This is a genomic window from Streptomyces sp. VRA16 Mangrove soil (genome assembly GCF_017377775.1).
Taxonomy (GTDB): Bacteria; Actinomycetota; Actinomycetes; order Streptomycetales; family Streptomycetaceae; genus Streptomyces.
Genome location: NZ_JAFVLN010000002.1, coordinates 425,695 through 447,814, shown reverse-complemented (window position 1 = coordinate 447,814; position 22,120 = coordinate 425,695). Strand labels below are relative to the sequence as shown.

The following is a 22,120-nucleotide window of genomic DNA, read 5'->3' as shown; positions in this document are numbered from 1 at the left end:
AGGACTCGTTCGCTGCTGCGGAGGATGCCATCCGGGAGGCGTCCCCGGCAGGCCCCTGACACGGGGTCTTGTGCGCGCGCACAACGGGGGCGGGCGGGCGCTGGGCCCGCGCAGCGATTCCCCGGCAGTCCGTGGACGGGCCGTCCGCACGGTGCTGTCGTGAGCGCCACCGGTCCCGTACCGGTCCAGGGAAGGGCACACACAGTGACCGATGCGACCGACGCAGAAGAAACCGGGCTCGCCGTCGACGACATATCCGTCGGCTACGGACCCGTACGCGCCCTGCGGGGCGTCAGCGTGCACGTGGAGCAGGGCGCCGTCGTCGCCGTGCTCGGCGGCAACGGAGCGGGCAAGTCCACCCTCCTGCGCGCCGTCTCCCGCACCCTCGGCTTCCACGGCGGAGCCGTGACGTCCGGGGAGGTGAGGTTCGGCGGGCGGCGGATCAGCGGGCTCACCCCCGACCGGATCGTGGCCGCCGGCCTCTGCCAGGTCCCCGAGGGGCGGCAGGTGTTCGCGCGGATGACCGTCGCCGACAACCTGCGCGCGGGCGCCCTCGGCTCGACCGGCTCCCGCGCACGGAAGGCGGCGGCGCTGCGCCGCGTCCACGACCTCTTCCCCGTCCTCGCCGACCGCGCGCACCAGCGCGCCGGCCTGCTCTCCGGCGGCGAACAACAGATGCTCGCGGTCGGCCGCGCGCTCATGGCGGAGCCGAAACTGCTGCTCCTCGACGAGCCGTCGCTGGGCCTCGCCCCGCTCATGGCGGCCCGCATCGCCGACACCGTCACCGAGATCAACGCCCAGGGCGTCTCCGTCCTGCTCGTCGAGCAGAACGCGGCCCTCGCCCTGCGCCTCGCCTCGTACGCCTACGTCATGGAGGTCGGCGAGATCGCCCTGCACGGCCCCGCCGATGAACTGGCCGGCTCCGACGAGGTCCGCCGCCGCTACCTCGGCGTCGTCGACGAGACGGCCGCCGCCGACGCGTCCGGCGGCGCCCGGCAGGCACCGGCACTGACCCGCTGGGGAGGTGCGAAGTGAGCGCCGCCGTATCCGTACTCCCGTTGCGCGTCCGGGACTTGACCGTCCGCTTCGCCGGGCTCACCGCCCTCGACGGCGTCAGCCTCACCGTCGAACCCGGCACCGTGCACGCCGTCATCGGACCCAACGGCGCCGGTAAGTCCACCACCTTCAACGTGCTGTCCGGCGTCTACCGGGCCACCTCCGGCACCGTCCACCTCGGTGACACCGAACTCACCGGCCTGGCCCCGCACCGGATCGCCGCGCTCGGCGTCGCCCGCACCTTCCAGAACCTCGCGCTGCCGCCCCGTACGACGGTCGCCGACAGCCTGCTCCTCGGCCGCCACCGGCTGACCCGTGCCGGGTTCGTCGCCGCCGGACTGCGGCTGCCGTCCGCCGCCCGCGAGGAGCGCGCGCACCGCCGACGGGTCGAGGAGATCGCCGAATTCGTCGGCATCGGCGACCAACTGGCCACGCCCACCGGGGCGTTGTCGTACGGCGCCCAGAAACTCGCCGAGCTCGCCCGCGCCCTGTGCATGGAGCCGAGCGTGCTGCTGCTCGACGAGCCCGTCGCCGGGATGACCGCCGACGAACGCCGCCGCACTGCCGCGGTGATCGCCGGTGTCCGCGACAGCCTCGGCATCTCCATCGTCATGGTCGAGCACGACATGGGCGTCGTCATGCGGCTCGCCGACGAGGTCACCGTCCTCGACTTCGGGCGGCGCATCGCCGGGGGACCGCCGGCCGCCGTGCAGAACGACCCGGCCGTCATCCAGGCGTATCTCGGCACCCCCGACCCGGATGACACGAACGAAGAGGCCACCGCATGAGCACCTTCCTCGAACTCCTCCTCAACGGCGTCTCGATGGGCTCCGTCTACGCCCTCATCGCCCTCGGCTTCGTCGTCATCTTCCGCGCCACCGAGGTCGTGAACTTCGCGCACGCCTCGCTGCTCCTCGCGGGCGGCTACGTCACCGCCTCGCTCCACGACGACATCGGCTTCTGGCCCGCGCTCGGCGTCGGCATCGCCGCCGCCGCGGTCGTCGGCGCGGCCGTCGAGTTCTTCGTCATGCGGCGCTACCGCGGCCACGACCCCAGCGTCCTCGCCATCGTCACCATCGGCGTCGACATCCTGCTCACCACCGAACTCACCCGCCGCCTGGGCACCGACGTGCTCACCATGGGCGACCCGTGGGGCGACGCCGTGCTCACGATCGGCGGCGTCTCCATCGCGCACACCCGCATCGCCGCGTTCGTGACCGCGGCCCTGCTCATCACGGCCTTCCTGCTCACCTTCCGCTACACGTCCTGGGGCGTCGCGATGCGGGCCGCCGCCGAGAAACGCGAGACGGCCGCGCTGATGGGCGTACGCCTGGGACGGGTCTCGCTCGGCGCCTGGGCCGTGGCCGGCGGGCTCGCCGCGGTCGCCGCGCTGTTCCTCACCGTCTTCCCGACGCCCGGCCTCGAACGCGCCACCTCCCTCGCCGCTCTGAAGGCCTTCCCCGCCGCCATCCTCGGCGGACTCGACTCCACGACCGGCGCGCTCGTCGGCGGACTGATCGTCGGCGTCACCGAGTCCCTCGCCACCGGCTACCAGAGCGAACTCGCCTTCATGGGACGCGGGTTGGGCGACCTCGCCCCCTACCTCGTGATGACCGTGATCCTGCTCCTGCGGCCCTCCGGACTCTTCGGCACGAAGGAGCTCGCCCGTGTCTGACACGCTCGCCCCGGCCCGCACCACGCCCGCCCCCACCACCCGTACGTTCCTCACCCGCCGCCGCACCTACGTCACCGGGGTGTTCGCCGTCCTCCTGCTCGCCCTGCCGTTCTACCTCGACCGGTTCTGGCTCCAGGCGGGCCTGTTCGCGATGGCCGCCGCGATCGGCGCCATCGGCCTCAACCTCCTCACCGGCGCCACCGGCCAGCTCTCCATGGGCCACGCCTTCTTCCTCGCCGTCGGCGCCTACGGCTACTGCGTCCTCGCGGGGCAGAAGGGCCAGGCCGTCGACGGACTCGGCCTCCCCGCCTGGCTCGCCGCCGTGCTCGCCGTGCTCCTCGCGGGGATCGCGGGCGGTCTGTTCAGCCCCATCGCGGGACGCCTCCAAGGCGCGTACCTCGGCATCGCCACCCTCGCGCTGATCTTCATCGGGCAGCACGTGCTGTTCAACGCCGAGGACCTCACCGGCGGCGCCAACGGCCGTGACGTCCCCGTCCTGAACCTCTTCGGACTGCCCTTCGACGAGAGCGAACTGACCGTCGCCGGGGTGCCGTTCGGCTCCGCCGAAAAGCTCTGGTACCTCGGACTCGTCCTCACCCTCGTCTGCGGCCTGTTCGCCCGCGGGGTGCTGCGCGGCCGCCCGGGCCGCGCCATGAACGCCATCCGCGACCACCGGATCGCCGCCGGCGTCCTCGGCGTGCCCGTCGCCCGCTACCGGGGAGCCGTCTTCGTGCTCTCGTCCATGTACGCGGGGCTGGCCGGAGTACTGCTCGCCCTCGTCTTCCAGCGCACGGTCCCCGACTACTTCGGCATGACCCTCTCCCTCGAATACCTCGCCATGATCGTCATCGGCGGTCTCGGCTCCGTCGCGGGCGCGGTCGTCGGCGCCGCGTTCGTCTCGCTGCTGCCCCAGATCCTCACCCGCTACAGCGACGCCCTGCCCCTCGTCTCGGCCCCCGGCACCGGCGGCATCGCCCCCGGCGAGGCGGCCCGCTACCTCTACGGCGCCGCCGTCGTGGCAGTGGTCCTCTTCCTGCCCGGCGGCCTCGTGCGGATCGCCGCCCGGCGCACCCGCAACCACCCTCAGGAGGAAGCATGACCGCCCGCATCCGTACCCGAGCGCTCACGGCAGGCGGCGTGGCCGTGCTGCTCGCGCTGACCGCAGCCTGCAGCTCCAAGGCGAAGAGCGACGACGAAGGCGACCGGCAGAGCGCGGGCGGGGTGAAGACCGGCCAGGGCATCTCCGGCAAGACGATCGACCTCGGCGTCCTCACCGACATGACCGGCGTCTACGCCACCCTCGGCAAGAGCGTCACCCAGGCCCAGCAGCTGTACGTGAAGCAGATCAACGCCAAGGGCGGCATCTGCGGCTACAAGCTCCGGCTGACCGTCCGCGACCACGGCTACGACCCGCAGAAGGCCGTCGCCGGCTACACCGAACTGTCGCCGAAGGTGCTCGGCTTCACCCAGTTCATCGGCTCGCCGTTCGTCGCCGCCGTCGAGCAGCGCATCGGCCAGGACAAGGCGCTCGTGCTGCCGCAGGCGTGGTCGGCGAACCTCCTCGGCAACCAGTACGTCCGCGTCATCGGATCGACGTACGACTACGAGACCATCAACGCCGTCGACTTCCTGATGAAGGAGAAGGGCCTGAAGAAGGGCGACAAGCTCGGCCACGTCTACTTCGAGGGCGACTACGGCGAGAACGCCCTCAAGGGCTCGAAGTTCATCGCGGACAAGGCCGGGCTCACCGTCGTCGAGCAGAAGATCAAGCCGACCGACAACGACATGACCGCGCAGGTCGCCGCCCTGAAGAAGGCCGGCGTCAAGGGCATCGTGATCAGCGCGGGCCCCCGCCAGGCCGCCTCTCTCGTCGGTGTCGCCGCCGCGGCCGGGCTCGACGTGCCCGTCATCGGCAACAACTCCGCGTTCGCGCCCCAGCTCCTCGCCACGCAGGCGGGCCCGGCCCTGATGAAGAACTACTGGGTCGCCTCACCCTCGCTGCCCATCGGCGCCGACACCGCGCAGGCCAAGAAGCTGGTCGCCGACTACCGGAAGGCGTACCCGAAGGACTCCCTCGACAACGGGGTCGTGGCCGGCTGGACCGCCGCGTCCGTCTTCGGCGAGGCCCTGAAGAAGGCGTGCGAGAACAAGGACCTGACCCGCGACGGCGTCGACAAGGCGCTGCTCACCCTGACCTCCTTCGACAACGGCTTCGGCGTCGCGCAGAACTTCAGCGACCCCAAGGCCCCGTCCTCCCACGAATCGGTGATCCTGCAGCCCGACAAGAGCGCGGTCGGCGGCATGAAGGTGGTCCGCGAACCCGGCGAGGCACCCGAGGCCAAGTCCTATGCGGAGTCCGCCGGTTGATGCCCTCGGCGCACTCCGGCGGACGCCGGAGGCACCCGTAGAACCCTTCGGCCGAAAGGTTCCGTTCACCCCGAAAACACGTGGACCCGCCCGTTCCCGTCACGGGACACTGCCTAGCCCCCGGCCCACCGTGCCGGGGGCTCGACACGCCCCAACACCCAAGGGACGGGATCGGATTGACCGACTTGCACGAGGCGCCGCCGAGCCGGGGTTCGGTGCTTCTCGCACTGCGCTACTACGGACGCGAACTGCGCCGGGCGCGCTTGCTCGCGGCGCCCGCGCTGCTGCTGCCCGCGCTCGGCAACATCTGCCTCAACTACCTCGCACCCCTCGTCGTCGCCAAGCTGATCGGCGACCTCGCCGACGGCGGCGAGCGCACCTTCGACGCCATGCTCCCCTACGTCCTCGGCTTCGCCGGCGTACTGCTCGCCGCGGAAGTGCTGTGGCGCATCGGCTTCCACTGCATCAACCGGCTCGAATCACGGGCCATCGAGAACCTGTACGTCATCGGCATGGACGAGCTGTACGCGAAGGACGCCACGTTCTTCCACGACAACTTCGCCGGCTCCCTCACCAAGCGCGTCCTGAGCTTCGCCCAGCGCTTCGAGGAGTTCGCGGACGTCCTGATCTTCAACATCATGGCCAGCATGGTGCCGATCATCTTCGGATCGGTGATCCTCTGGCGCTACGAGCCGCTGCTCGTCGTGGTCCTCCTGGCGATGATCGTGATCACCGGGATCTGCGTGCGGCCGCTGATCCGCCGCCGCCAGAAGCTGGTCAACCAGCGCGAGGCGGCGTTCGCCCGGATGTCGGGCCATGTCGCCGACAGCCTGATGAACATGGAGACGGTCCGCGCCTTCGCCGCGGAGGACCGCGAGGCCGCCGAGCACCGGGCGCGGGTCGCGACCGCCCGCCGTCAGCTGCTGAAGTCGTGGGACTACGGCAACCTGCGCGTCGACACCCTCGTCGCCCCGCTGTCCGTGGCCACCAACGCCCTCGGACTGCTCCTCGCCGTCGCCCTCTCCGGCGGCGGGCACAGCGTCGAGGCGATCGTCGTCGCGTTCACGTACTTCACCAACGCGACCCGGATCATGTTCGAGTTCAACCAGATCTACCGCCGTCTCGAAAGCTCCATGACGGAGGCGGCGCAGTTCACGGAGCTGCTGCACGACAAGCCGAAGGTGGTCGACCCGCCCGAGCCCGAGCCGCTCAGGCCCTCGCCCGCCGACGTCCGCTTCGAGCATGTCTCGTACGCGCACGCGGGCGCCCCCGAGCCGCTGTTCACGGGCCTCGACCTGGCCGTGCCCGGCGGCACCCGGATCGGTCTCGTGGGCCGCTCGGGAGGCGGCAAGACCACCCTCACCCGGCTGCTGCTGCGGATGATGGACATCGACGGCGGCCGGATCCTGATCGGCGGCCAGGACATCTCCCGGCTGAGCCAGCGCGACCTGCGGTCCCTGATCGCGTACGTGCCCCAGGACCCGGCCATGTTCCACCGCAGCCTGCGCGAGAACATCGCCTTCGCCCGGCCCGGCGCCACCGACGCCGAGATCCGGCGGGCGGCGGAGGCGGCACATGTCGCGGACTTCGCGGACGCGCTGCCGGACGGCTTCGACACCATGGTCGGGGAGCGCGGCATCAAGCTCTCCGGCGGCCAGCGGCAGCGGGTCGCGCTGGCCCGCGCGATCCTGCGGGACGCCCCGATCCTGCTCCTGGACGAGGCGACGAGCGCGCTCGACTCGGAGAGCGAGCTGCTGGTGCAGGAGGCGCTGTGGCGGCTCATGGAGGGCCGCACGGCCCTCGTCGTCGCCCACCGGCTGAGCACCGTGGCGGGCATGGACCAGCTGATCGTCCTGGACCACGGCCGGATCGTCGAGCAGGGCAGCCACACCGAGCTCCTGGAGGCCTCGGGAACGTACGCCAAGCTCTGGCAGCACCAGTCGGGAGGCTTCTTGCAGGAAGCGGCCTGACGGACGGCCGGGACCAGCCGGCGCACGAAAAGGCGGTGGGCCCGAACCGGATCGGTTCGGGCCCACCGCCCACGCGTTCCCTGCCGGGCTACGGCAGCTGCGCCGCTCGCGCCTCGCGCCGGTTGTCCCGGAAGTTGTTCACCCGGCGAGCCGTGGCGAACAGCGGGATGACCGCGCCGAGGACCAGCTGCAGCGCACAGCCCGTCTGGAGCAGCAGCTGGCCGCCGGGGGCGTCGAACGCCCAGGCCGCCAGCAGACCCATGCTCAGCACGATCCACGACAGCATCGCGACGGCGAGGCGGCCGCGCGGCTTCGGGTACTCGACGCGGCTGACCATCAGCCACGCGGTGCCCAGGATCGCCAGGAGGGTGGCCACGAAGGGCAGCTCCAGGAGCACGATCGAGACGACCGTCAGCGCGCCGAACGGCGACGGCATGCCCTGGAAGGTGCCGTCCTTCACCGTCACGCACGAGAACCGCGCGAGCCGCAGCACCACCGCCAGCAGCACGACGATCGCGCCGACCGCCGCCACTCTCTGGTGGGCGTCGTCGGCGACCATGCCGTACACGAGCACGAAGTACGCGGGCGCCAGGCCGAAGCTGATCAGGTCGGAGAGGTTGTCCAGCTCCGCGCCCATCGGCGACGACCGCAGCTTGCGGGCCACCAGACCGTCGAACAGGTCGAAGATCGCGGCGGCCAGCATCAGGATCACGGCGGTCGCGGCGGAGTGCCGCGCCATGCCGGAGTCGTTGCTGCCCTGGATGTGCGGGATCAGGATGCCGGTGGTCGTGAAGTAGACGGCCATGAAGCCGCACGTCGCGTTACCGAGCGTCAGGGTGTCCGCTATCGACAGGCGCAGTGAGAGCGGCATCTCCTCCGCGTCGTCCGCCGCGTCCGTCTCGGGCACCCAGCCCGCCTGGGTCTCGGGGTCAGTCACGGTCAATGCGAGTCACCCCCGCCGTCGTCTTCTGGCCGACCTCGACGTCGACCTCGACCCCTTCGGGGAGGTAGATGTCGACGCGCGACCCGAAGCGGATGAGCCCGATGCGCTCGCCCTGCTCGACCTTCGTGCCCTGGGGGATGTACGGCACGATGCGGCGGGCGACTGCGCCGGCGATCTGGATCATCTCGATGTCACCGAGCTCGGTGTCGAAGTGCCAGACCACCCGCTCGTTGTTCTCGCTCTCCTTGTTGAAGGCGGGAACGAAACCACCGGGGATGTGCTCGACGGACGTCACGGTGCCCGCGAGGGGAGCGCGGTTCACGTGCACGTTCAGCGGGCTCATGAAGATCGCGACACGGGTACGACCGTCCTTCCACGGCATGATGCTCTGCACCACACCGTCGGCCGGGGAGATGACCCGGCCGGGGGCGATCTCGCGCTCGGGGTCCCGGAAGAACCACAACATGCCGGCCGCCAGAGCGGTGGTCGGGACGGCGAGTGCTGCTGCCTTCTTGGAACGACGCGAGCGCGCCAGGCTCAGTGCGGCCGTGGCGACGGTCGGAAGAAGCCACGGCGATGCTCCGCGCGCAAGGCGACCACCGAGGAAGCCGTCGCGTGGTGCAGAGGTTTGGCTGTGGGGCATGGATGACCTTCGTAGCGGATGAGGCCGCGCTGGTTACGGGGGGACGGCGGCTTTTCCCGGGATGCTATCGGTTGCGAGCCACAACTGGGCAAGCCAGGAAGCGACATCGAGCTGTGAGCTTCGGCCGAAGAGTGCCTACGGGGTGTGATCTTCTTCGCGAAGAAAACACCCCGAAAGCGAACAGTTCGGACAGGCTCAGCCCTGGAAGCGATACTCCTCGAGCAGTCGGCGTCCAATGATCATTTTCTGGATCTCGGCGGTACCTTCGCCGATCAGCAGCATGGGTGCCTCGCGGTAGAGGCGCTCGATCTCGTACTCCTTCGAGAACCCGTAGCCGCCATGAATCCGGAACGCGTCCTCCACGACTTCTTTGCAGTATTCGGAGGCCAGGTACTTGGCCATTCCTGCTTCGAGGTCGTTTCGTTCCCCGGAGTCCTTTTTGCGTGCTGCGTTCACCATCATCGCATGGGCGGCCTCGACCTTGGTAGCCATCTCGGCCAGCTTGAACTGGATCGCCTGGTGCTGGGCGATGGGCTTTCCGAAAGTGTGTCGTTGCTGGGCGTAAGCGACACCCAGCTCAAATGCACGCTGCGCGACGCCGCAACCACGTGCGGCCACATTCACGCGCCCGACTTCGACACCGTCCATCATTTGGTAAAACCCTCGGCCGGTGCTGCCGCCCAGCACACGATTGGCCGGAATACGCAGGTTGTCCATGACGAGTTCGGTCGTGTCGACGCCCTTGTATCCCATCTTGTCGATCTTCCCGGGGATGGTCAGACCGGGACGGACCTCGCCGAATCCCGGCTCCTTCTCCACGAGGAAGGTCGTCATGGACTTGTGCGGGGCAGTGCCTTCGGGATGACCTTCGTCACTTCGCGTGAGAACCGCCACAAGCGTTGACGTGCCGCCGTTGGTCAGCCACATCTTCTGGCCGTTCAGGACGTACTCGTCGCCGTCCCTGACCGCCTTCGACGTGATCGCCGACACATCGGAGCCGAGGCCCGGCTCCGACATCGAGAAGGCGCCGCGCACCTCACCGAGCGCCATCCGCGGAAGGAAGTACTCCTTCTGCTCCTGCGTCCCGTGCTGCTTGAGCATGTACGCCACGATGAAGTGGGTGTTGATGATGCCGGAGACCGACATCCAGCCGCGGGCTATCTCCTCCACGCACAGCGCGTACGTGAGCAGCGACTCGCCCAGACCCCCGTACTCCTCGGGGATCATCAGGCCGAACAGGCCCAGCTCCTTGAGCCCGTCGACGATCGCTTGCGGGTACTCGTCGCGGTGCTCCAGCTCGGTCGCGACGGGAATGATCTCCTTGTCCACGAAGTCCCGGACGGTGGACAGGATCTCCTGCTGCACGTCGTTGAGGCCGTGGGTCTGGGCGAGTCGGCTCATGGTTACTTGCTCTCCCGAAGTTCCGGGCGGCCGGGCTGCTCGCCGCCGCGCTCCTTGATGTACGTCTCGGTGGGCACCATCACCTTGCGGCGGAAGACGCAGACGAGCGTGCCGTCCTGCTTGTAGCCCTTGGTCTCGACGTAGACGATGCCGCGGTCGCTCTTCGACTTCGACGGGGTCTTGTCGAGGACCGTCGTCTCGCCGTAGAGGGTGTCGCCGTGGAAGGTCGGCGCCACGTGACGCAGGGACTCGATCTCCAGGTTGGCGATCGCCTTGCCGGAGACGTCCGGCACGGACATGCCGAGCAGGAGCGAGTAGATGTAGTTCCCGACGACGACGTTCTTCCCGAAATCGGTCGTCTTCTCCGCATAGTTCGTGTCCATGTGGAGCGGGTGGTGGTTCATGGTGAGCAGACAGAAGAGGTGGTCGTCGTACTCGGTGACCGTCTTGCCGGGCCAGTGCTTGTAGACGTCCCCGACGGTGAACTCTTCGTAGGTGCGGCCGAACTGCATGTCTTACGCCTCCGGGGCTTCGAACTTCGACGTGCGCTGCATGCCGGCGGCCCGGCCCTTGCCGGAGATGACGAGCGCCATCTTCCGCGAGGCCTCGTCGATCATCTCGTCGCCGAGCATCGCCGAGCCCTTCTTGCCGCCCGCCTCGGACGTGCAGTACTCGTACGCGTCCAGGATCAGCTCGGCGTGGTCGAAGTCCTCCTGCGAGGGCGAGAAGACCTCGTTGGCCGCGTCGACCTGGCCCGGGTGCAGCACCCACTTGCCGTCGAAGCCGAGCGCCGCGGCGCGGCCGGCGACCTCGCGGAAGCCGTCCACGTTCTTGATCTGCAGGTAGGGGCCGTCGATCGCCTGGAGGTCGTTGGCGCGGGCCGCCATCAGGATCTTCATCAGGATGTAGTGATAGGCGTCGGCGCCGTAGCCGGGCGGCTGCTCGCCGACGACCAGGGACTTCATGTTGATGGAGGCCATGAAGTCGGCCGGGCCGAAGATGATCGTCTCCGTGCGGGGCGAGGCCTCCGCGATCGCGTTGACGTTGTTGAGGCCCTTGGCGTTCTCGATCTGCGCCTCGATGCCGATCTTGCCGACCTCGAAGCCCATCGTCTTCTCGATCTGCGTGAGCAGCAGGTCCAGGGCGACGACCTGGTCGGCCGTCTGGACCTTCGGCAGCATGATGCAGTCGAGGTTCTGTCCGGCGCCCTCGACGACGGTCACGACGTCACGGTAGGTCCACTCGGTCGTCCAGTCGTTGACCCGCACGACGCGCGTCTTGCCCGTCCAGTCGCCCTCGTTGAGGAACTTGACGATGGTGTGCCGGGCCTCCGGCTTGGCGAGCGGCGCGCAGGCGTCCTCCAGGTCGAGGAAGACCTGGTCGGCGGCGAGGCCCTGGGCCTTCTCCAGGAAGCGGGGGTTCGACCCGGGGACCGCGAGGCAGGAGCGGCGCGGCCGAAGGCGGTTGACAGGGCTGGTCATGCGGGGACCTCCAACAGGTCGAGGTTGTTCGCTTTCCGGATCTCGTCGACGATACGGCCGATGATCTCCGTGATGCCGAAGTCCTTGGGGGTGAAGACGGCGGCCACACCCGCCCGCTTCAGGTCCTCGGCATCGGCATTCGGAATGATGCCCCCGACGATCACGGGGATGTCGGTGGCGCCCGCCTCGCGCAGCCGGGTGAGCACGTCCGGCACCAGCTCGGCGTGCGACCCGGACAGGATCGACAGGCCGACGCAGTGCACGTCCTCGGCGAGCGCGGCGGACACGATCTGGTCAGGGGTCAGCCGGATGCCCTGGTAGACCACCTCGAAGCCGGCGTCGCGGGCACGGACCGCGATCTGCTCGGCACCGTTCGAGTGACCGTCCAGGCCCGGCTTGCCGACCAGCAGGCGGAGCTTGCCGCCCAGCTCGTCACCGGTGCGGCGGACCTTCTCGCGGACGAGGGCGAGCGGCGTGCCCTCCTCCGCGGTCACCGCGACCGGCGCCGACGAGACGCCCGTGGGCGCCCGGAACTCGCCGAACACCTCGCGCAGCGCCTCGGACCACTCGCCGGTCGTGACGCCGGCCCGGGCGCACTCCAGGGTGGCCTCCATGAGGTTCTCCGTGCCCGCCGCGGCCTCCTTGAGGCGCTCCAGCGCCTGGCCGGTGGTCGGGTAGTGGAACGGGTCACCCATGCCCTGGCGGTCGGTCGACTCCTGACGCGTCGTGCGCCACTCCTCGATGGCGGAGACCACCCGCGCCTCGACGCCGTGGTCCACCGTCATGATCGCGGTGTCCAGGTCGGCGGTGAGCGGGTTCGGCTCGGTCGTCTCGTAGATGTTGACGCCGACGATCTTCTCCTCGCCGCCCTCGATCCGGGCCCGGCGCTCGGCGTGCGAGGAGACGAGCTGCGACTTGAGGTAGCCCGACTCCACGGCGGCCATCGCGCCGCCCATCTCCTGGATCCGCTCGATCTCGGCCAGCGAGTCGGCGACCAGCTCGTCGACCTTCTTCTCGATGACGTGCGAGCCCGCGAAGATGTCCTCGTACTCCAGCAGGTCGCTCTCGTGGGCGAGAACCTGCTGGATCCGCAGCGACCACTGCTGGTCCCAGGGGCGGGGGAGGCCCAACGCCTCGTTCCAGGCCGGGAGTTGGACGGCGCGGGCGCGCGCGTCCTTCGAGAGGGTCACGGCCAGCATTTCTAGGACGATGCGCTGGACGTTGTTCTCCGGCTGGGCCTCGGTCAGGCCCAGCGAGTTGACCTGAACGCCGTACCGGAAGCGGCGCTGCTTCGCGTTCTCGATGCCGTACCGCTCGCGCGTGATCTGGTCCCAGATCCGCCCGAACGCCCGCATCTTGCACATCTCCTCGATGAAGCGGACTCCCGCGTTCACAAAGAAGGAGATACGGGCCACGACGTCCCCGAACTTCTCGGCGGGGACCTGCCCTGAGTCGCGTACGGCATCGAGAACGGCGATGGCGGTGGACATCGCGTACGCGATCTCCTGGACCGGAGTGGCCCCCGCCTCCTGAAGGTGGTACGAGCAGATGTTGATCGGGTTCCACTTGGGGATGTGGGACACCGTGTAGGCGATCATGTCCGTCGTCAGCCGGAGCGAGGGGCCCGGCGGGAAGACGTGCGTCCCCCGGGACAGGTACTCCTTGACGATGTCGTTCTGCGTCGTGCCCTGGAGCGTGGCGATGTCCACGCCCTGCTCCTCCGCGACGACCTGATAGAGCGCCAGAAGCCACATGGCGGTGGCGTTGATCGTCATCGAGGTGTTCATCTGCTCCAGGGGGATGTCCTGGAACAGCCGCCGCATGTCGCCGAGATGGGACACCGGGACGCCCACGCGGCCGACCTCACCCCGCGCGAGGATGTGGTCCGGGTCGTACCCCGTCTGGGTCGGCAGGTCGAAGGCGACCGACAGACCCGTCTGGCCCTTGGCGAGGTTGCGGCGGTACAGCTCGTTGGACGCCTCCGCCGTGGAATGGCCGGCGTACGTGCGCATGAGCCACGGCCGGTCCTTCTGACGCTCAGTCATGAGATCTGTCTCCCCCGGGAGTTCAGATGTTGCGGAACCGGTTGATGGCGTCGATGTGCTGCGCCCGCTTCTCCGGGTCGCGCACGCCGAGGCCCTCCTCGGGGGCGAGGCAGAGCACGCCGACCTTGCCCTGGTGGGCGTTGCGGTGCACGTCGTGGGCGGCCTGGCCGGTCTCCTCCAGGGAGTAGACCTTCGAGAGCGTCGGGTGGATCTTGCCCTTGGCGATCAGGCGGTTGGCCTCCCACGCCTCGCGGTAGTTGGCGAAGTGCGAGCCGATGATGCGCTTCAGGGACATCCACAGGTAGCGGTTGTCGTACTCGTGCATGTAGCCCGAGGTCGAGGCGCAGGTGGTGATGGTGCCGCCCTTGCGGGTCACGAACACCGAGGCGCCGAAGGTCTCGCGGCCGGGGTGCTCGAAGACGATGTCGATGTCCTCGCCGCCGGTGAGCTCGCGGATGCGCTTGCCGAAGCGCTTCCACTCCTTGGGGTCCTGGGTCTGCTCGTCCTTCCAGAACTTGTAGCCCTCGGCGCTGCGGTCGATGATCGCCTCGGCGCCCATCGAGCGGCAGATGTCCGCCTTCTGCTCGCTGGAGACGACACAGATCGGGTTGGCGCCGCCGGCCAGGGCGAACTGCGTGGCGTACGAGCCGAGTCCGCCGCTCGCGCCCCAGATCAGGACGTTGTCGCCCTGCTTCATGCCGGCGCCGTTCTTCGACACCAGCTGGCGGTACGCGGTGGAGTTCACGAGGCCGGGAGCGGCTGCCTCCTCCCAGCTGAGGTGGTCGGGCTTGGGCATCAGCTGGTTGGACTTGACGAGTGCGATCTCGGCGAGACCGCCGAAGTTCGTCTCGAAGCCCCAGATGCGCTGCTCGGGGTCGAGCATCGTGTCGTTGTGGCCGTCGGAGGACTCCAGCTCGACGCTCAGGCAGTGCGCGACGACCTCGTCGCCGGGCTGCCAGGCGTTGACGCCGGGGCCGGTGCGCAGCACGACGCCCGCGAGGTCGGAGCCGATGATGTGGTACGGCAGGTCGTGGCGCTTGGCCAGCTCGTTGGTGCGGCCGTAGCGCTCCAGGAACCCGAAGGTGGAGAGCGGCTCGAAGATCGAGGTCCACACCGAGTTGTAGTTCACGGAGGACGCCATGACCGCGACGAGTGCCTCGCCGGGGCCCAGCTCCGGCACCGGGACCTCGTCTAGGTGGATCGACTTGCGGGGGTCCTTCTCGCGGGTGGTGAGCCCTTCGAACATCTCCGTCTCGTCCTTGTGCACGGTGATCGCGCGGTACGAGTCGGGGATCGGCAGGGCGGCGAAGTCGGCAGACGTGGCGGTCTGCGACTGAATCGCGTCCAGGATGTCCTTCACGGTGTTGCCTCCGGCGAAGAGCGTTGAGGGAAACGCTGGTCGTGGGTGTGGCTGAGCTATGGCTGCGGTGGTGCTGGTGAGGGTGTGCCGTCGGTTCGGCGGGTGGTGCTGTGGCAGCGCTTGGTGTGGCGCGGAAGGTTGCCTGTGACGCAGGCGTCCGGGCGCACGGGGCACGTCTGTCGTGCTTCGTGGGGACAGCCTGCGTACGGAAGTTCTCTGCACGCCGGCCGCCCGGACTCCTTCAACGTATGGCACACCGTGACAGCTGACAAGGCACTGCGTGCCATTGATTTCGCTCAGATGAAATCTTTACGGTTCAGGCGAGCGATGATCGATCATCCGTGGTCAGGGGCGGGTTCCGGCCGCCTGAAGGGATCGATGATCGATCACGTGGGTCCGGATGCGGATGGGTCGCGGCGACGGAAGGGTGCCTGGCGTGGCACGCAGTGCCATGCGGCTGCGGCGCGGGAAGTGGAGTTCTCCTGACGGGGTCCCATGCGCGACGTAATGTTCTCTACCGGTTGGTGCCTATTACTGGCTGGTGCCTATGACCGGGAGGTTCGATGGTCGACGACATGGTCAGGACCTGGGTGGCGGGCTGGGCGGTGTCGCGGGGGACCCCGCCGCCCGCCGAGCGGCCCTGGGGGTACTACATCGAGGTCGCCGACGACCCCGCCGAAGTCGGGCGCCATGTGCTGCCGGAGGCCTCGCGGGCCGCGGTGCGTGCCGCGGCGGAGGCGGTGACCGTGCCGCGGACCTGGATGAAGATGCCCGCCGAGCCGGACGAGGTCGAGCCCTGGATCACCCCGGGCTGGGAGGTCGCCCGCAGCGAGACCGGGTACTTGATGGCGGTCGATCTGACGGCCACCGGGGCCACCGCCCCCGCGGGGTACACGGCGCACGTGGAGAGGGCGGGCGACGTCGTACGGGTCCGGGTGCGGCACGCCGCGGGCGGGCCGGCGGCCGCGGGGCAGCTGGCGCTCCTCGGGGAGGATGCGGTCGTGGACCGGATCAGGACGCAGGAGGCGCACCGGCGGCGCGGGCTCGGCGCGTTCGTGATGCGCGCGCTCGCCGACCGGGCCGTCGAACTGGGCGCGGTGCGCGGGGTGTTGGGGGCCACGCCGGCCGGCCGGGCGCTCTACCGGGAGCTCGGGTGGCGCCAGCACGCGACGCTGGCGGAGTGTGTGTACCGGGGGTGAGGCGGGCGGAGCCCGGACGTCCCCAACTCCCTTTCAACGGTGGGAAATGCACGGGCGCCGGCGATGAACCGGGCCGGCCGCGCGATTCATCGCCGCGCTCCCGGCCGGCGCGGCGGCTGACCCGGAACCACACACCCGCCCTGGAGCGAAACGCCCCGTCAGCGGTTCCTGAGCGCCTCTTCGATGGTCCGCATGACCTCGGTCAGGGGCGCGTCGGTGCGGGCCACCGTCACCAGCACCTCGCCCGAGTGCGCCACCTGCGCGGCCGGAGCCGCGGGGACGGCCGGCGTGCGGCCCGCGCCGATGCCGGTGCCGAACGTGCGCCGCACGATCGCGAAGGCGTGGTCGAGCTGGGTCTCCAGGTCACCCTGGCCGCCCGCCCGCAGCCAGCGCCGCAGCACGTGGTTGTGGGCGGTCACGACGGCCGACGCGGCGACCTCGGCGAGCAGCGGGTCGTCGTTTCCGTCGTGGTGGGCCTGCTCGTCGAAGTGGCCGAGCAGATAGCGCGTGAACAGCCGCTCGTACCGGGCGACCGAGGCGATCTCGCGCTCGCGCAGCGTGGGCACCTCACGGGTCAGCCGGTAGCGCTCCACCGACACCGACGGCGAGGCCGCGTACATCTTCATGACTTCCTTGATGCCGCGGCAGACCGTGTCCAGCGGGTGCTCAAGCGGCGGCGCCGCGTTCAGCACCGCCTCGGCGCGGACCAGGGTGTCGTCGTGGTCCGGGAAGATCGCCTCTTCCTTGGAGCGGAAGTGCCGGAAGAAGGTGCGCCGGGCGACCCCGGCCGTCGCGGCGATCTCGTCGACCGTCGTCGCCTCGTACCCCTTCGTGGCGAAGAGCTCCATCGCCGCGGCCGCGAGCTCACGGCGCATCTTGAGGCGTTGGGCCGCGGCCCTGCTGCTCGCCGCGCTCTCGGGGGCCTCGGAGGCTGCCTTCGCGGGCGTACGGGAGGTCTGGTCGGCCTGGTGAGCGGGGGTCATGACCCGAACGTACTGCATGTACGTTCCAAGACGCTCCCCGGTTAGCGGGCTGCCCGGCGCCCCGAGCAGCCCGCCCCAGTCGGCTCCGGCCTCCGTGCCCGACTCAGCGCCTGGCATATTCGCGGAAGCCACGGCCCGTCTTGCGGCCGAGGCAGCCCGCGGCCACCAGGTGTTCCAGCAGCGGTGCGGGCGCGAGACCCGGGTCGCGGAACTCGCGGTGCAGCACCTTCTCGATGGCGAGGGAGACGTCCAGGCCCACGACGTCGAGGAGTTCGAACGGGCCCATCGGGTACCCGCCACCGAGCTTCATCGCCGCGTCGATGTCGTCGAGCGACGCGTAGTGCTCCTGCACCATCTTGATCGCGTTGTTCAGGTACGGGAACAGCAAAGCGTTCACGATGAACCCGGCGCGGTCGCCGCAGTCCACCGGGTGCTTGCGGATCTTCAGGGTCAGATCGCGGACGGTGGCGTGCACGTCCTCGGAGGTGAGCACGGTCCGCACCACCTCGACGAGCTTCATCGCCGGGGCCGGATTGAAGAAGTGCATCCCGATGACGTCCTGCGGCCGCGAGGTGGCGCGGGCGCACGCGACGACCGGCAGCGACGACGTCGTGGTCGCCAGGATCGCGCCCGGCTTGCAGACCTTGTCGAACGTCGCGAACAGCTGCTGCTTGATCTCCAGGTCCTCGGCGACGGCCTCCAGGGCGAGGTCGACGTCGGCGAAGGAGTCGTAGGAGCCGGCCGGGGTGATCAGCGCCAGGGTCGACTCCGCGGCCTCGGCCGTCATCCGGCCCTTGTCGACAGAGCGCTTGAGCGACTTGCCGATCCGGGCCTTGGCCGCCTCCGCCTTCTCCTCGCTGCGGGCGGCGAGCACGACCGCGTACCCGGCCTTCGCGAAGACCTCGGCGATCCCCGAGGCCATCGTCCCCGAGCCCGCGACACCGACGGAGCGGATCGTGCGGAACGGGGCGGCGATCGCGTCGGTCAGCGGCGTCAGTGCGTCCCGCACCACGACGGAGCTGCCCGGCGCCTCGTACGTGTAGAAGCCGCGGCCCGCCTTGCGCCCGGTCAGACCGGCCTCGCTGAGCTGCTTGAGGATCGGGGCGGGCGCGTGCAGCCGGTCCCGGGACTCGGCGTACATGGCGTCGAGGACGGTGCGGGCGGTGTCGATGCCGATCAGGTCGAGCAGCGCGAGCGGGCCCATCGGCAGCCCGCAGCCCAGCTTCATCGCGGCGTCGATGTCCTCGCGGGAGGCGTACTTGGCCTCGTACATCGCGGCGGCCTGGTTCAGGTAGCCGAAGAGCAGCCCGTCGGCGACGAAGCCCGGCCGGTCCCCGACGGCCACCGGCTCCTTGCCCAGCTCGATCGCGAGATCGGTGACGGCGGCGACGGCGGCCGGCGCGGTGAGCACGGACGAGACGACCTCGACGAGCTTCATCGCGGGGGCCGGGTTGAAGAAGTGCAGTCCGATCACGCGCTCGGGGCGGGCCGAGTCGGCGGCGAGCCGGGTCACGGACAGCGCGTTGGTGCCCGTCGCGAGGACGGTGTCGGGGCGCACGATCCCGTCCAGCGCCCGGAAGATCTGCTGCTTGAGCTCGTACGACTCCGGGACGACCTCGATCACGAGATCGGCGTCGGCGGCGGCCTGGAGATCGGTGAAGGTGCGGAACCGGGCCAGCAGGTCCGCCCGCTCCTGCTCGGAGAGGTGCTCACGGCGCACCGCACGCGCCGTGGAGGACTCCAGGGAGGCGACGGCCTGCGCGGTGGCGGCCTCGCTGATGTCGATGCCGATGACCTCGCGGCCCGCCCGGGCGAGGACCTCGGCGATGCCGGTGCCCATGGTGCCGAGCCCGACGACGGCGATGGTGGAGATGCGGGGCGTGCGGGACAGGGGAGCGTCCATCCGGGGACTCCAGGAAGATGAGGGTGACGACCGAGGGGCGCACGCGGGAACGCCGGAAGGCGCACGGCGTGCGGAAGGTGAGCGCGTCGATCGCGCGGAACGTGCCGGGCACGCGCTCACGAGGAAGAGAGGGAACCGACCGGCCCTGTCCCAAGCCGTGTCGTACCGAACCGAACGACACTCGCGACGGCTGCGTCACCAGGCCGTCATGAGTGGTACTGCGGGAAGTGTGCCCCGCTCACTTGAGATTAACCGGCGAGTAACGAGCGCGCCAGCCCCGGTCGTTGACGAGTCTGTGTGATCTATGTCGCCGCAGGCCCGACGCGACGTAGCCTCGCTCTCATGGACGAAGAGTCGCGAACGGTGACAGAGCGCATCCGGAAGGAATCCGGCGGCACCCCCGCCTTCGAACAGCTTGCGGCGACGAGCGACCTGGACGAGCTGGCCGCGGTGCTCACGGCGCCCGAACAGCCGTTGTGGGCGCGGGAGTTCGCGGCGTACCGGCTGGGCATGGCGGGGGACCGCCGCGCCTTCGAGTCCCTCGTCCTGCTCCTGAACCACCGTGACCCCGAGCGCTGCGCCGGTGCGGCGCACGCCCTTGCGGCCCTCGGCGACCCGCGCACGGCCCGCGCCGCGGCGGCCCTCGCCACCAACGAACTGCGCGTCGCCTACTCCCTCTACCCCGTCCGGCTGCTCACCCAGCTGCGGGCCCCCGAGTCGGCCCCCGCCCTGATCACCAACCTCCGCCGCCGCCTGGCCCCGCACGACCCGTACCGGAAGGTGGCGCTCGCCTGCGTCGAGGGCCTGGGCAGTCTGGCCGACCCACGGGCGCGCGAGGTACTCAGGGAGGCGGCCACGCACCCGCGGCTCGCCATGGCCGCGGAGGCGGCCCTGGCCCGGCTGCCCCGGGGGTGAGACGGCGGACGTAACGGATCTCGGGACGCGAATCGCCCCCCGCGCACCCGCACTTCGGCGACGGCGTCACCGTCCCCGAGCGCCATCGGCCGGACGGTCGGTCCGTCCGGGGTCACCGCGGCAGTACGGCCCAAGCCTCGACCTCCAGCAGGAACTCGGGGGAGACCAGCGCGGCGACCTGGACCGCCGATGCCGCGGGCAGCCGGGCCGGATCGAGGAACTCGTCGCGCGCCCGGCGCACCTGCGGCATGTGGCCCATGTCCGTGACGAAGTACGTCATCTTCACCACGTCGTCGAAGGTGGCGCCGGCCGCGGTCAGGCACCGCCGCAGATTCTCGAAGACCTGCCGCGCCTGGGCGAACGCGTCGCCCGCGCCGACCGGTTCGCCCTTCTCGTCGAGGGCGAGCTGGCCGGACACGGCGACGAAGCGGCCGCTGCCCACGACCACATGGCTGTAGGCGGCGGCCGGTGCGACTCCGGCGGGTACGGGGATGCGGGTGAGGTGGCTCGTCATGCGTCCATCCTCGCCCGCATCCCGCCGTGCACGCCGCCGGACACCGGCCGTCGCTCAGCCGCGGAACCCGAGCATCCCGTGCAGCGCCGCACCGCCGGACGAGCCCGCGGACGGTGCCGCCTTCGTCGCCATCGGCTTCGGATCGGGCAGCTTCTTGCACACCGCGTCGATCTCGCCGCCGCCGCGCGGCACCTTTCCGGTCGCCAGATACGCGGAGAGGTAGCCGTCCAGACAGGTGTTGCCGCTGAGCGTGATGCCGTGGTTGCCGCCGCCCTGCTCGACGACCAGGCTGGAGCCGCGCAGCAGGTGGTGGACCTTGACGCCGCCCTCGTACGGGGTCGCCGCGTCGTCCGTCGCCTGGAAGAGCAGCACCGGCGGCAGCGCGTCGTTGCCGACGTGCGCCTGCTGGAGCGGCGGGGTCGACCAGTACGCGCACGGCAGGTTGTACCAGGCGTTGTTCCAGGTGGAGAACGGTGCCTTCTCGTTCACCGCCGTGTTGTCCTGGCGCCAGTGGTTCCAGTCGCGCGGCCACCAGGCGTCCCGGCACTGCACGGCGGCGTAGACGCTGTACCCGTTGTCGCCGGAGGCGTCGATCGCGGCGAAGTTCTCGTACGCCTCGACCAGCGGGTCCGCGTCCTTCTTGGTGACGTACGAGGAGAACGCCTCGGCGAGATACGGCCAGTAGCCGTTGTAGTAGCCGCCGGGCAGGAACGTGTCCTCCAGCTCACCCGCGCCCACCTTGCCGCCCGCCGGCTTCTTCGCCAGCGCGTCACGCATCGCGTACCACTCGGCCTCGATCTTCGCCGGGTCCTTGCCCAGCTTGTAGGTCGCGTCGTACTTCGCGACCCAGGCCATGAACGCCTGGTGGCGGGCGTTGAAGGCGTAGTCCTGGCCCAGGTTGTCCCGGTACCAGACACCCTCGGGGTCGACGATCGAGTCGAGGACCAGGCGCCGCACCCGCTGCGGGAAGTACTTCGCGTACACCGCGCCCAGATACGTGCCGTACGAGTAGCCGAAGTAGTTGAGCTTCTTCGCGCCGAGCGCCGCCCGGATCAGGTCCATGTCCTTGACGGTGCTGACCGTGTCGATGAACGGCAGGATGTCGTGGTACTTGTCGTCGCAGGCGTTGGCGAAGGTCACCGCCCGCTTCTTGTTGGCCTTCTCCACCTGTGGCGTGACCGGCGCGCTCGGCGGGCGCACCGGGTCGAAGTAGCCGGGCACGCAGTCGAGCGCAGGCCTGCTCCTGCCGACGCCGCGCGGGTCGAACCCGATGACGTCGTACTGCGCGGCGACCTTCTTCGGCAGGTTCGTCGCGACGAACCCGGCGAGCGTGAGCCCGCTGCCGCCGGGACCGCCCGGGTTCACCAGGAGCGGGCCCTGGGACTTCTTCGCCGTGTGCGGGACCCGTGACAGGGCGAGGGTGATCTGCCGGCCGTGCGGGGCGGCGTGATCGAGAGGCACCTTCAACGACGCGCACTGCAGCGTCGGGTAGTCCTTGGTGCCGCACTTCTTCCAGCTGACGTGCGTGGTGGTGCGCGAGGTCGAACGGGCTGACGCGGCATCGGCGGCGCCCGCCGTCGCCGGCAACGTGATCACCGTTGCGGCGGCCAGGGCCGCGATCCCGCACAGAGCGACTGCGCGTTTCTTCATGGAGCCTCCCAGGGT

19 protein-coding genes are annotated in these 22,120 nt (G+C 69.9%); 8 read left to right on the top strand and 11 right to left on the bottom strand.

Features of this window, described 5'->3' with window-relative positions; all coding sequences use genetic code 11:
- Positions 1-204: 204 nt before the first annotated feature.
- The 6 genes from J3486_RS07725 (at position 205) to J3486_RS07700 (ending at position 7,068) form a co-directional block, all read left to right on the top strand.
- A complete protein-coding gene (locus J3486_RS07725) occupies positions 205-1,035 on the top strand; it encodes an ABC transporter ATP-binding protein (protein WP_207819373.1) in 831 nt (276 codons plus the stop codon).
- Positions 1,032-1,844: an ABC transporter ATP-binding protein gene (locus J3486_RS07720; RefSeq protein ID WP_207819372.1), complete on the top strand. Its 813-nt coding sequence runs from the start codon at positions 1,032-1,034 to the stop codon at positions 1,842-1,844. The genes J3486_RS07725 and J3486_RS07720 overlap by 4 nt, the downstream gene beginning before the upstream one ends.
- Positions 1,841-2,731 (top strand): branched-chain amino acid ABC transporter permease, encoded by an 891-nt coding sequence (locus J3486_RS07715; protein ID WP_207819371.1) that lies wholly within the window; start codon positions 1,841-1,843, stop codon positions 2,729-2,731. The genes J3486_RS07720 and J3486_RS07715 overlap by 4 nt, the downstream gene beginning before the upstream one ends.
- The gene (locus J3486_RS07710; RefSeq protein ID WP_207819370.1) at positions 2,724-3,830 is read left to right on the top strand and encodes a branched-chain amino acid ABC transporter permease; all 1,107 of its coding nucleotides are present in this window, start codon (positions 2,724-2,726) and stop codon (positions 3,828-3,830) included. Before J3486_RS07715 ends, J3486_RS07710 begins: the two co-directional genes overlap by 8 nt.
- The gene (locus J3486_RS07705; RefSeq protein ID WP_207819369.1) at positions 3,827-5,098 is read left to right on the top strand and encodes an ABC transporter substrate-binding protein; all 1,272 of its coding nucleotides are present in this window, start codon (positions 3,827-3,829) and stop codon (positions 5,096-5,098) included. The genes J3486_RS07710 and J3486_RS07705 overlap by 4 nt, the downstream gene beginning before the upstream one ends.
- Before the next feature lie 215 nt (positions 5,099-5,313).
- Complete coding sequence (locus tag J3486_RS07700) at positions 5,314-7,068, top strand: ABC transporter ATP-binding protein (protein WP_207819711.1); 1,755 nt, start codon at positions 5,314-5,316, stop codon at positions 7,066-7,068.
- Between the two features lie 88 nt (positions 7,069-7,156).
- Here the strand turns inward: J3486_RS07700 and pssA are convergent, their stop codons facing one another.
- From pssA to ccrA, 7 genes are all read right to left on the bottom strand, one after another.
- On the bottom strand, positions 7,157-7,975 hold the full coding sequence (gene pssA, locus J3486_RS07695; protein ID WP_207819710.1) for a CDP-diacylglycerol--serine O-phosphatidyltransferase: 819 nt from the start codon (positions 7,973-7,975) through the stop codon (positions 7,157-7,159).
- A gap of 22 nt (positions 7,976-7,997) precedes the next feature.
- Positions 7,998-8,654: a phosphatidylserine decarboxylase gene (locus J3486_RS07690; RefSeq protein ID WP_078506431.1), complete on the bottom strand. Its 657-nt coding sequence runs from the start codon at positions 8,652-8,654 to the stop codon at positions 7,998-8,000.
- Between the two features lie 195 nt (positions 8,655-8,849).
- Positions 8,850-10,055: an acyl-CoA dehydrogenase family protein gene (locus J3486_RS07685; RefSeq protein ID WP_207819368.1), complete on the bottom strand. Its 1,206-nt coding sequence runs from the start codon at positions 10,053-10,055 to the stop codon at positions 8,850-8,852.
- A gap of 2 nt (positions 10,056-10,057) precedes the next feature.
- Positions 10,058-10,567 (bottom strand): MaoC family dehydratase, encoded by a 510-nt coding sequence (locus J3486_RS07680; RefSeq protein WP_207819367.1) that lies wholly within the window; start codon positions 10,565-10,567, stop codon positions 10,058-10,060.
- 3 nt (positions 10,568-10,570) lie between these two features.
- Positions 10,571-11,536 carry a CoA ester lyase gene (locus J3486_RS07675; RefSeq protein WP_207819365.1) on the bottom strand — a complete coding sequence of 322 codons (966 nt, stop codon included), beginning with the start codon at positions 11,534-11,536 and terminating at the stop codon, positions 10,571-10,573.
- Complete coding sequence (locus J3486_RS07670; RefSeq protein WP_207819363.1) at positions 11,533-13,581, bottom strand: protein meaA; 2,049 nt, start codon at positions 13,579-13,581, stop codon at positions 11,533-11,535. Before J3486_RS07670 ends, J3486_RS07675 begins: the two co-directional genes overlap by 4 nt.
- 22 nt (positions 13,582-13,603) lie before the next feature.
- The gene (gene ccrA / locus J3486_RS07665; RefSeq protein WP_207819361.1) at positions 13,604-14,941 is read right to left on the bottom strand and encodes a crotonyl-CoA carboxylase/reductase; all 1,338 of its coding nucleotides are present in this window, start codon (positions 14,939-14,941) and stop codon (positions 13,604-13,606) included.
- A 563-nt stretch (positions 14,942-15,504) separates the two neighbouring features.
- On the opposite strand from ccrA, the gene J3486_RS07660 reads away from it, so the two are divergent.
- Positions 15,505-16,140, top strand: coding sequence for a GNAT family N-acetyltransferase (locus J3486_RS07660; protein WP_207819360.1), 636 nt, complete (start codon positions 15,505-15,507; stop codon positions 16,138-16,140).
- A gap of 158 nt (positions 16,141-16,298) precedes the next feature.
- On the opposite strand, the gene J3486_RS07655 is transcribed toward J3486_RS07660, so the two are convergent.
- Positions 16,299-17,123, bottom strand: a complete 825-nt coding sequence (locus tag J3486_RS07655; RefSeq protein ID WP_374194698.1) for a TetR family transcriptional regulator — start codon at positions 17,121-17,123, stop codon at positions 16,299-16,301.
- A 103-nt stretch (positions 17,124-17,226) separates the two neighbouring features.
- Positions 17,227-19,026: a 3-hydroxyacyl-CoA dehydrogenase family protein gene (locus J3486_RS07650; protein WP_207819357.1), complete on the bottom strand. Its 1,800-nt coding sequence runs from the start codon at positions 19,024-19,026 to the stop codon at positions 17,227-17,229.
- Positions 19,027-19,368: 342 nt separating this feature from the next.
- Between J3486_RS07650 and J3486_RS07645 the strand changes: the two genes are divergently transcribed.
- Positions 19,369-19,941, top strand: a complete 573-nt coding sequence (locus J3486_RS07645) for an adenylosuccinate lyase (RefSeq protein ID WP_207819355.1) — start codon at positions 19,369-19,371, stop codon at positions 19,939-19,941.
- A gap of 112 nt (positions 19,942-20,053) precedes the next feature.
- On the opposite strand, the gene J3486_RS07640 is transcribed toward J3486_RS07645, so the two are convergent.
- Together J3486_RS07640 and J3486_RS07635 are read right to left on the bottom strand one after the other, a co-directional pair.
- Positions 20,054-20,455 carry a RidA family protein gene (locus J3486_RS07640; RefSeq protein WP_207819354.1) on the bottom strand — a complete coding sequence of 134 codons (402 nt, stop codon included), beginning with the start codon at positions 20,453-20,455 and terminating at the stop codon, positions 20,054-20,056.
- A 54-nt stretch (positions 20,456-20,509) separates the two neighbouring features.
- Positions 20,510-22,105: an alpha/beta hydrolase gene (locus J3486_RS07635; protein ID WP_207819352.1), complete on the bottom strand. Its 1,596-nt coding sequence runs from the start codon at positions 22,103-22,105 to the stop codon at positions 20,510-20,512.
- Positions 22,106-22,120: the final 15 nt, after the last annotated feature.

What these genes read in the sequence shown, in the direction of transcription:
- J3486_RS07715 (WP_207819371.1), top strand. Translation starts at nt 1,841, where the DNA reads ATGAGCACCTTCCTCGAACTCCTCCTCAACGGCGTCTCGATGGGCTCC.
- J3486_RS07705 (WP_207819369.1), top strand. Translation starts at nt 3,827, where the DNA reads ATGACCGCCCGCATCCGTACCCGAGCGCTCACGGCAGGCGGCGTGGCC.
- J3486_RS07690 (WP_078506431.1), bottom strand. Translation starts at nt 8,654, where the DNA reads ATGCCCCACAGCCAAACCTCTGCACCACGCGACGGCTTCCTCGGTGGT.
- J3486_RS07685 (WP_207819368.1), bottom strand. Translation starts at nt 10,055, where the DNA reads ATGAGCCGACTCGCCCAGACCCACGGCCTCAACGACGTGCAGCAGGAG.
- J3486_RS07680 (WP_207819367.1), bottom strand. Translation starts at nt 10,567, where the DNA reads ATGCAGTTCGGCCGCACCTACGAAGAGTTCACCGTCGGGGACGTCTAC.
- J3486_RS07675 (WP_207819365.1), bottom strand. Translation starts at nt 11,536, where the DNA reads ATGACCAGCCCTGTCAACCGCCTTCGGCCGCGCCGCTCCTGCCTCGCG.
- J3486_RS07670 (WP_207819363.1), bottom strand. Translation starts at nt 13,581, where the DNA reads ATGACTGAGCGTCAGAAGGACCGGCCGTGGCTCATGCGCACGTACGCC.
- J3486_RS07660 (WP_207819360.1), top strand. Translation starts at nt 15,505, where the DNA reads ATGGTCGACGACATGGTCAGGACCTGGGTGGCGGGCTGGGCGGTGTCG.
- J3486_RS07655 (WP_374194698.1), bottom strand. Translation starts at nt 17,123, where the DNA reads ATGACCCCCGCTCACCAGGCCGACCAGACCTCCCGTACGCCCGCGAAG.
- J3486_RS07650 (WP_207819357.1), bottom strand. Translation starts at nt 19,026, where the DNA reads ATGGACGCTCCCCTGTCCCGCACGCCCCGCATCTCCACCATCGCCGTC.
- J3486_RS07645 (WP_207819355.1), top strand. Translation starts at nt 19,369, where the DNA reads ATGGACGAAGAGTCGCGAACGGTGACAGAGCGCATCCGGAAGGAATCC.
- J3486_RS07640 (WP_207819354.1), bottom strand. Translation starts at nt 20,455, where the DNA reads ATGACGAGCCACCTCACCCGCATCCCCGTACCCGCCGGAGTCGCACCG.
- J3486_RS07635 (WP_207819352.1), bottom strand. Translation starts at nt 22,105, where the DNA reads ATGAAGAAACGCGCAGTCGCTCTGTGCGGGATCGCGGCCCTGGCCGCC.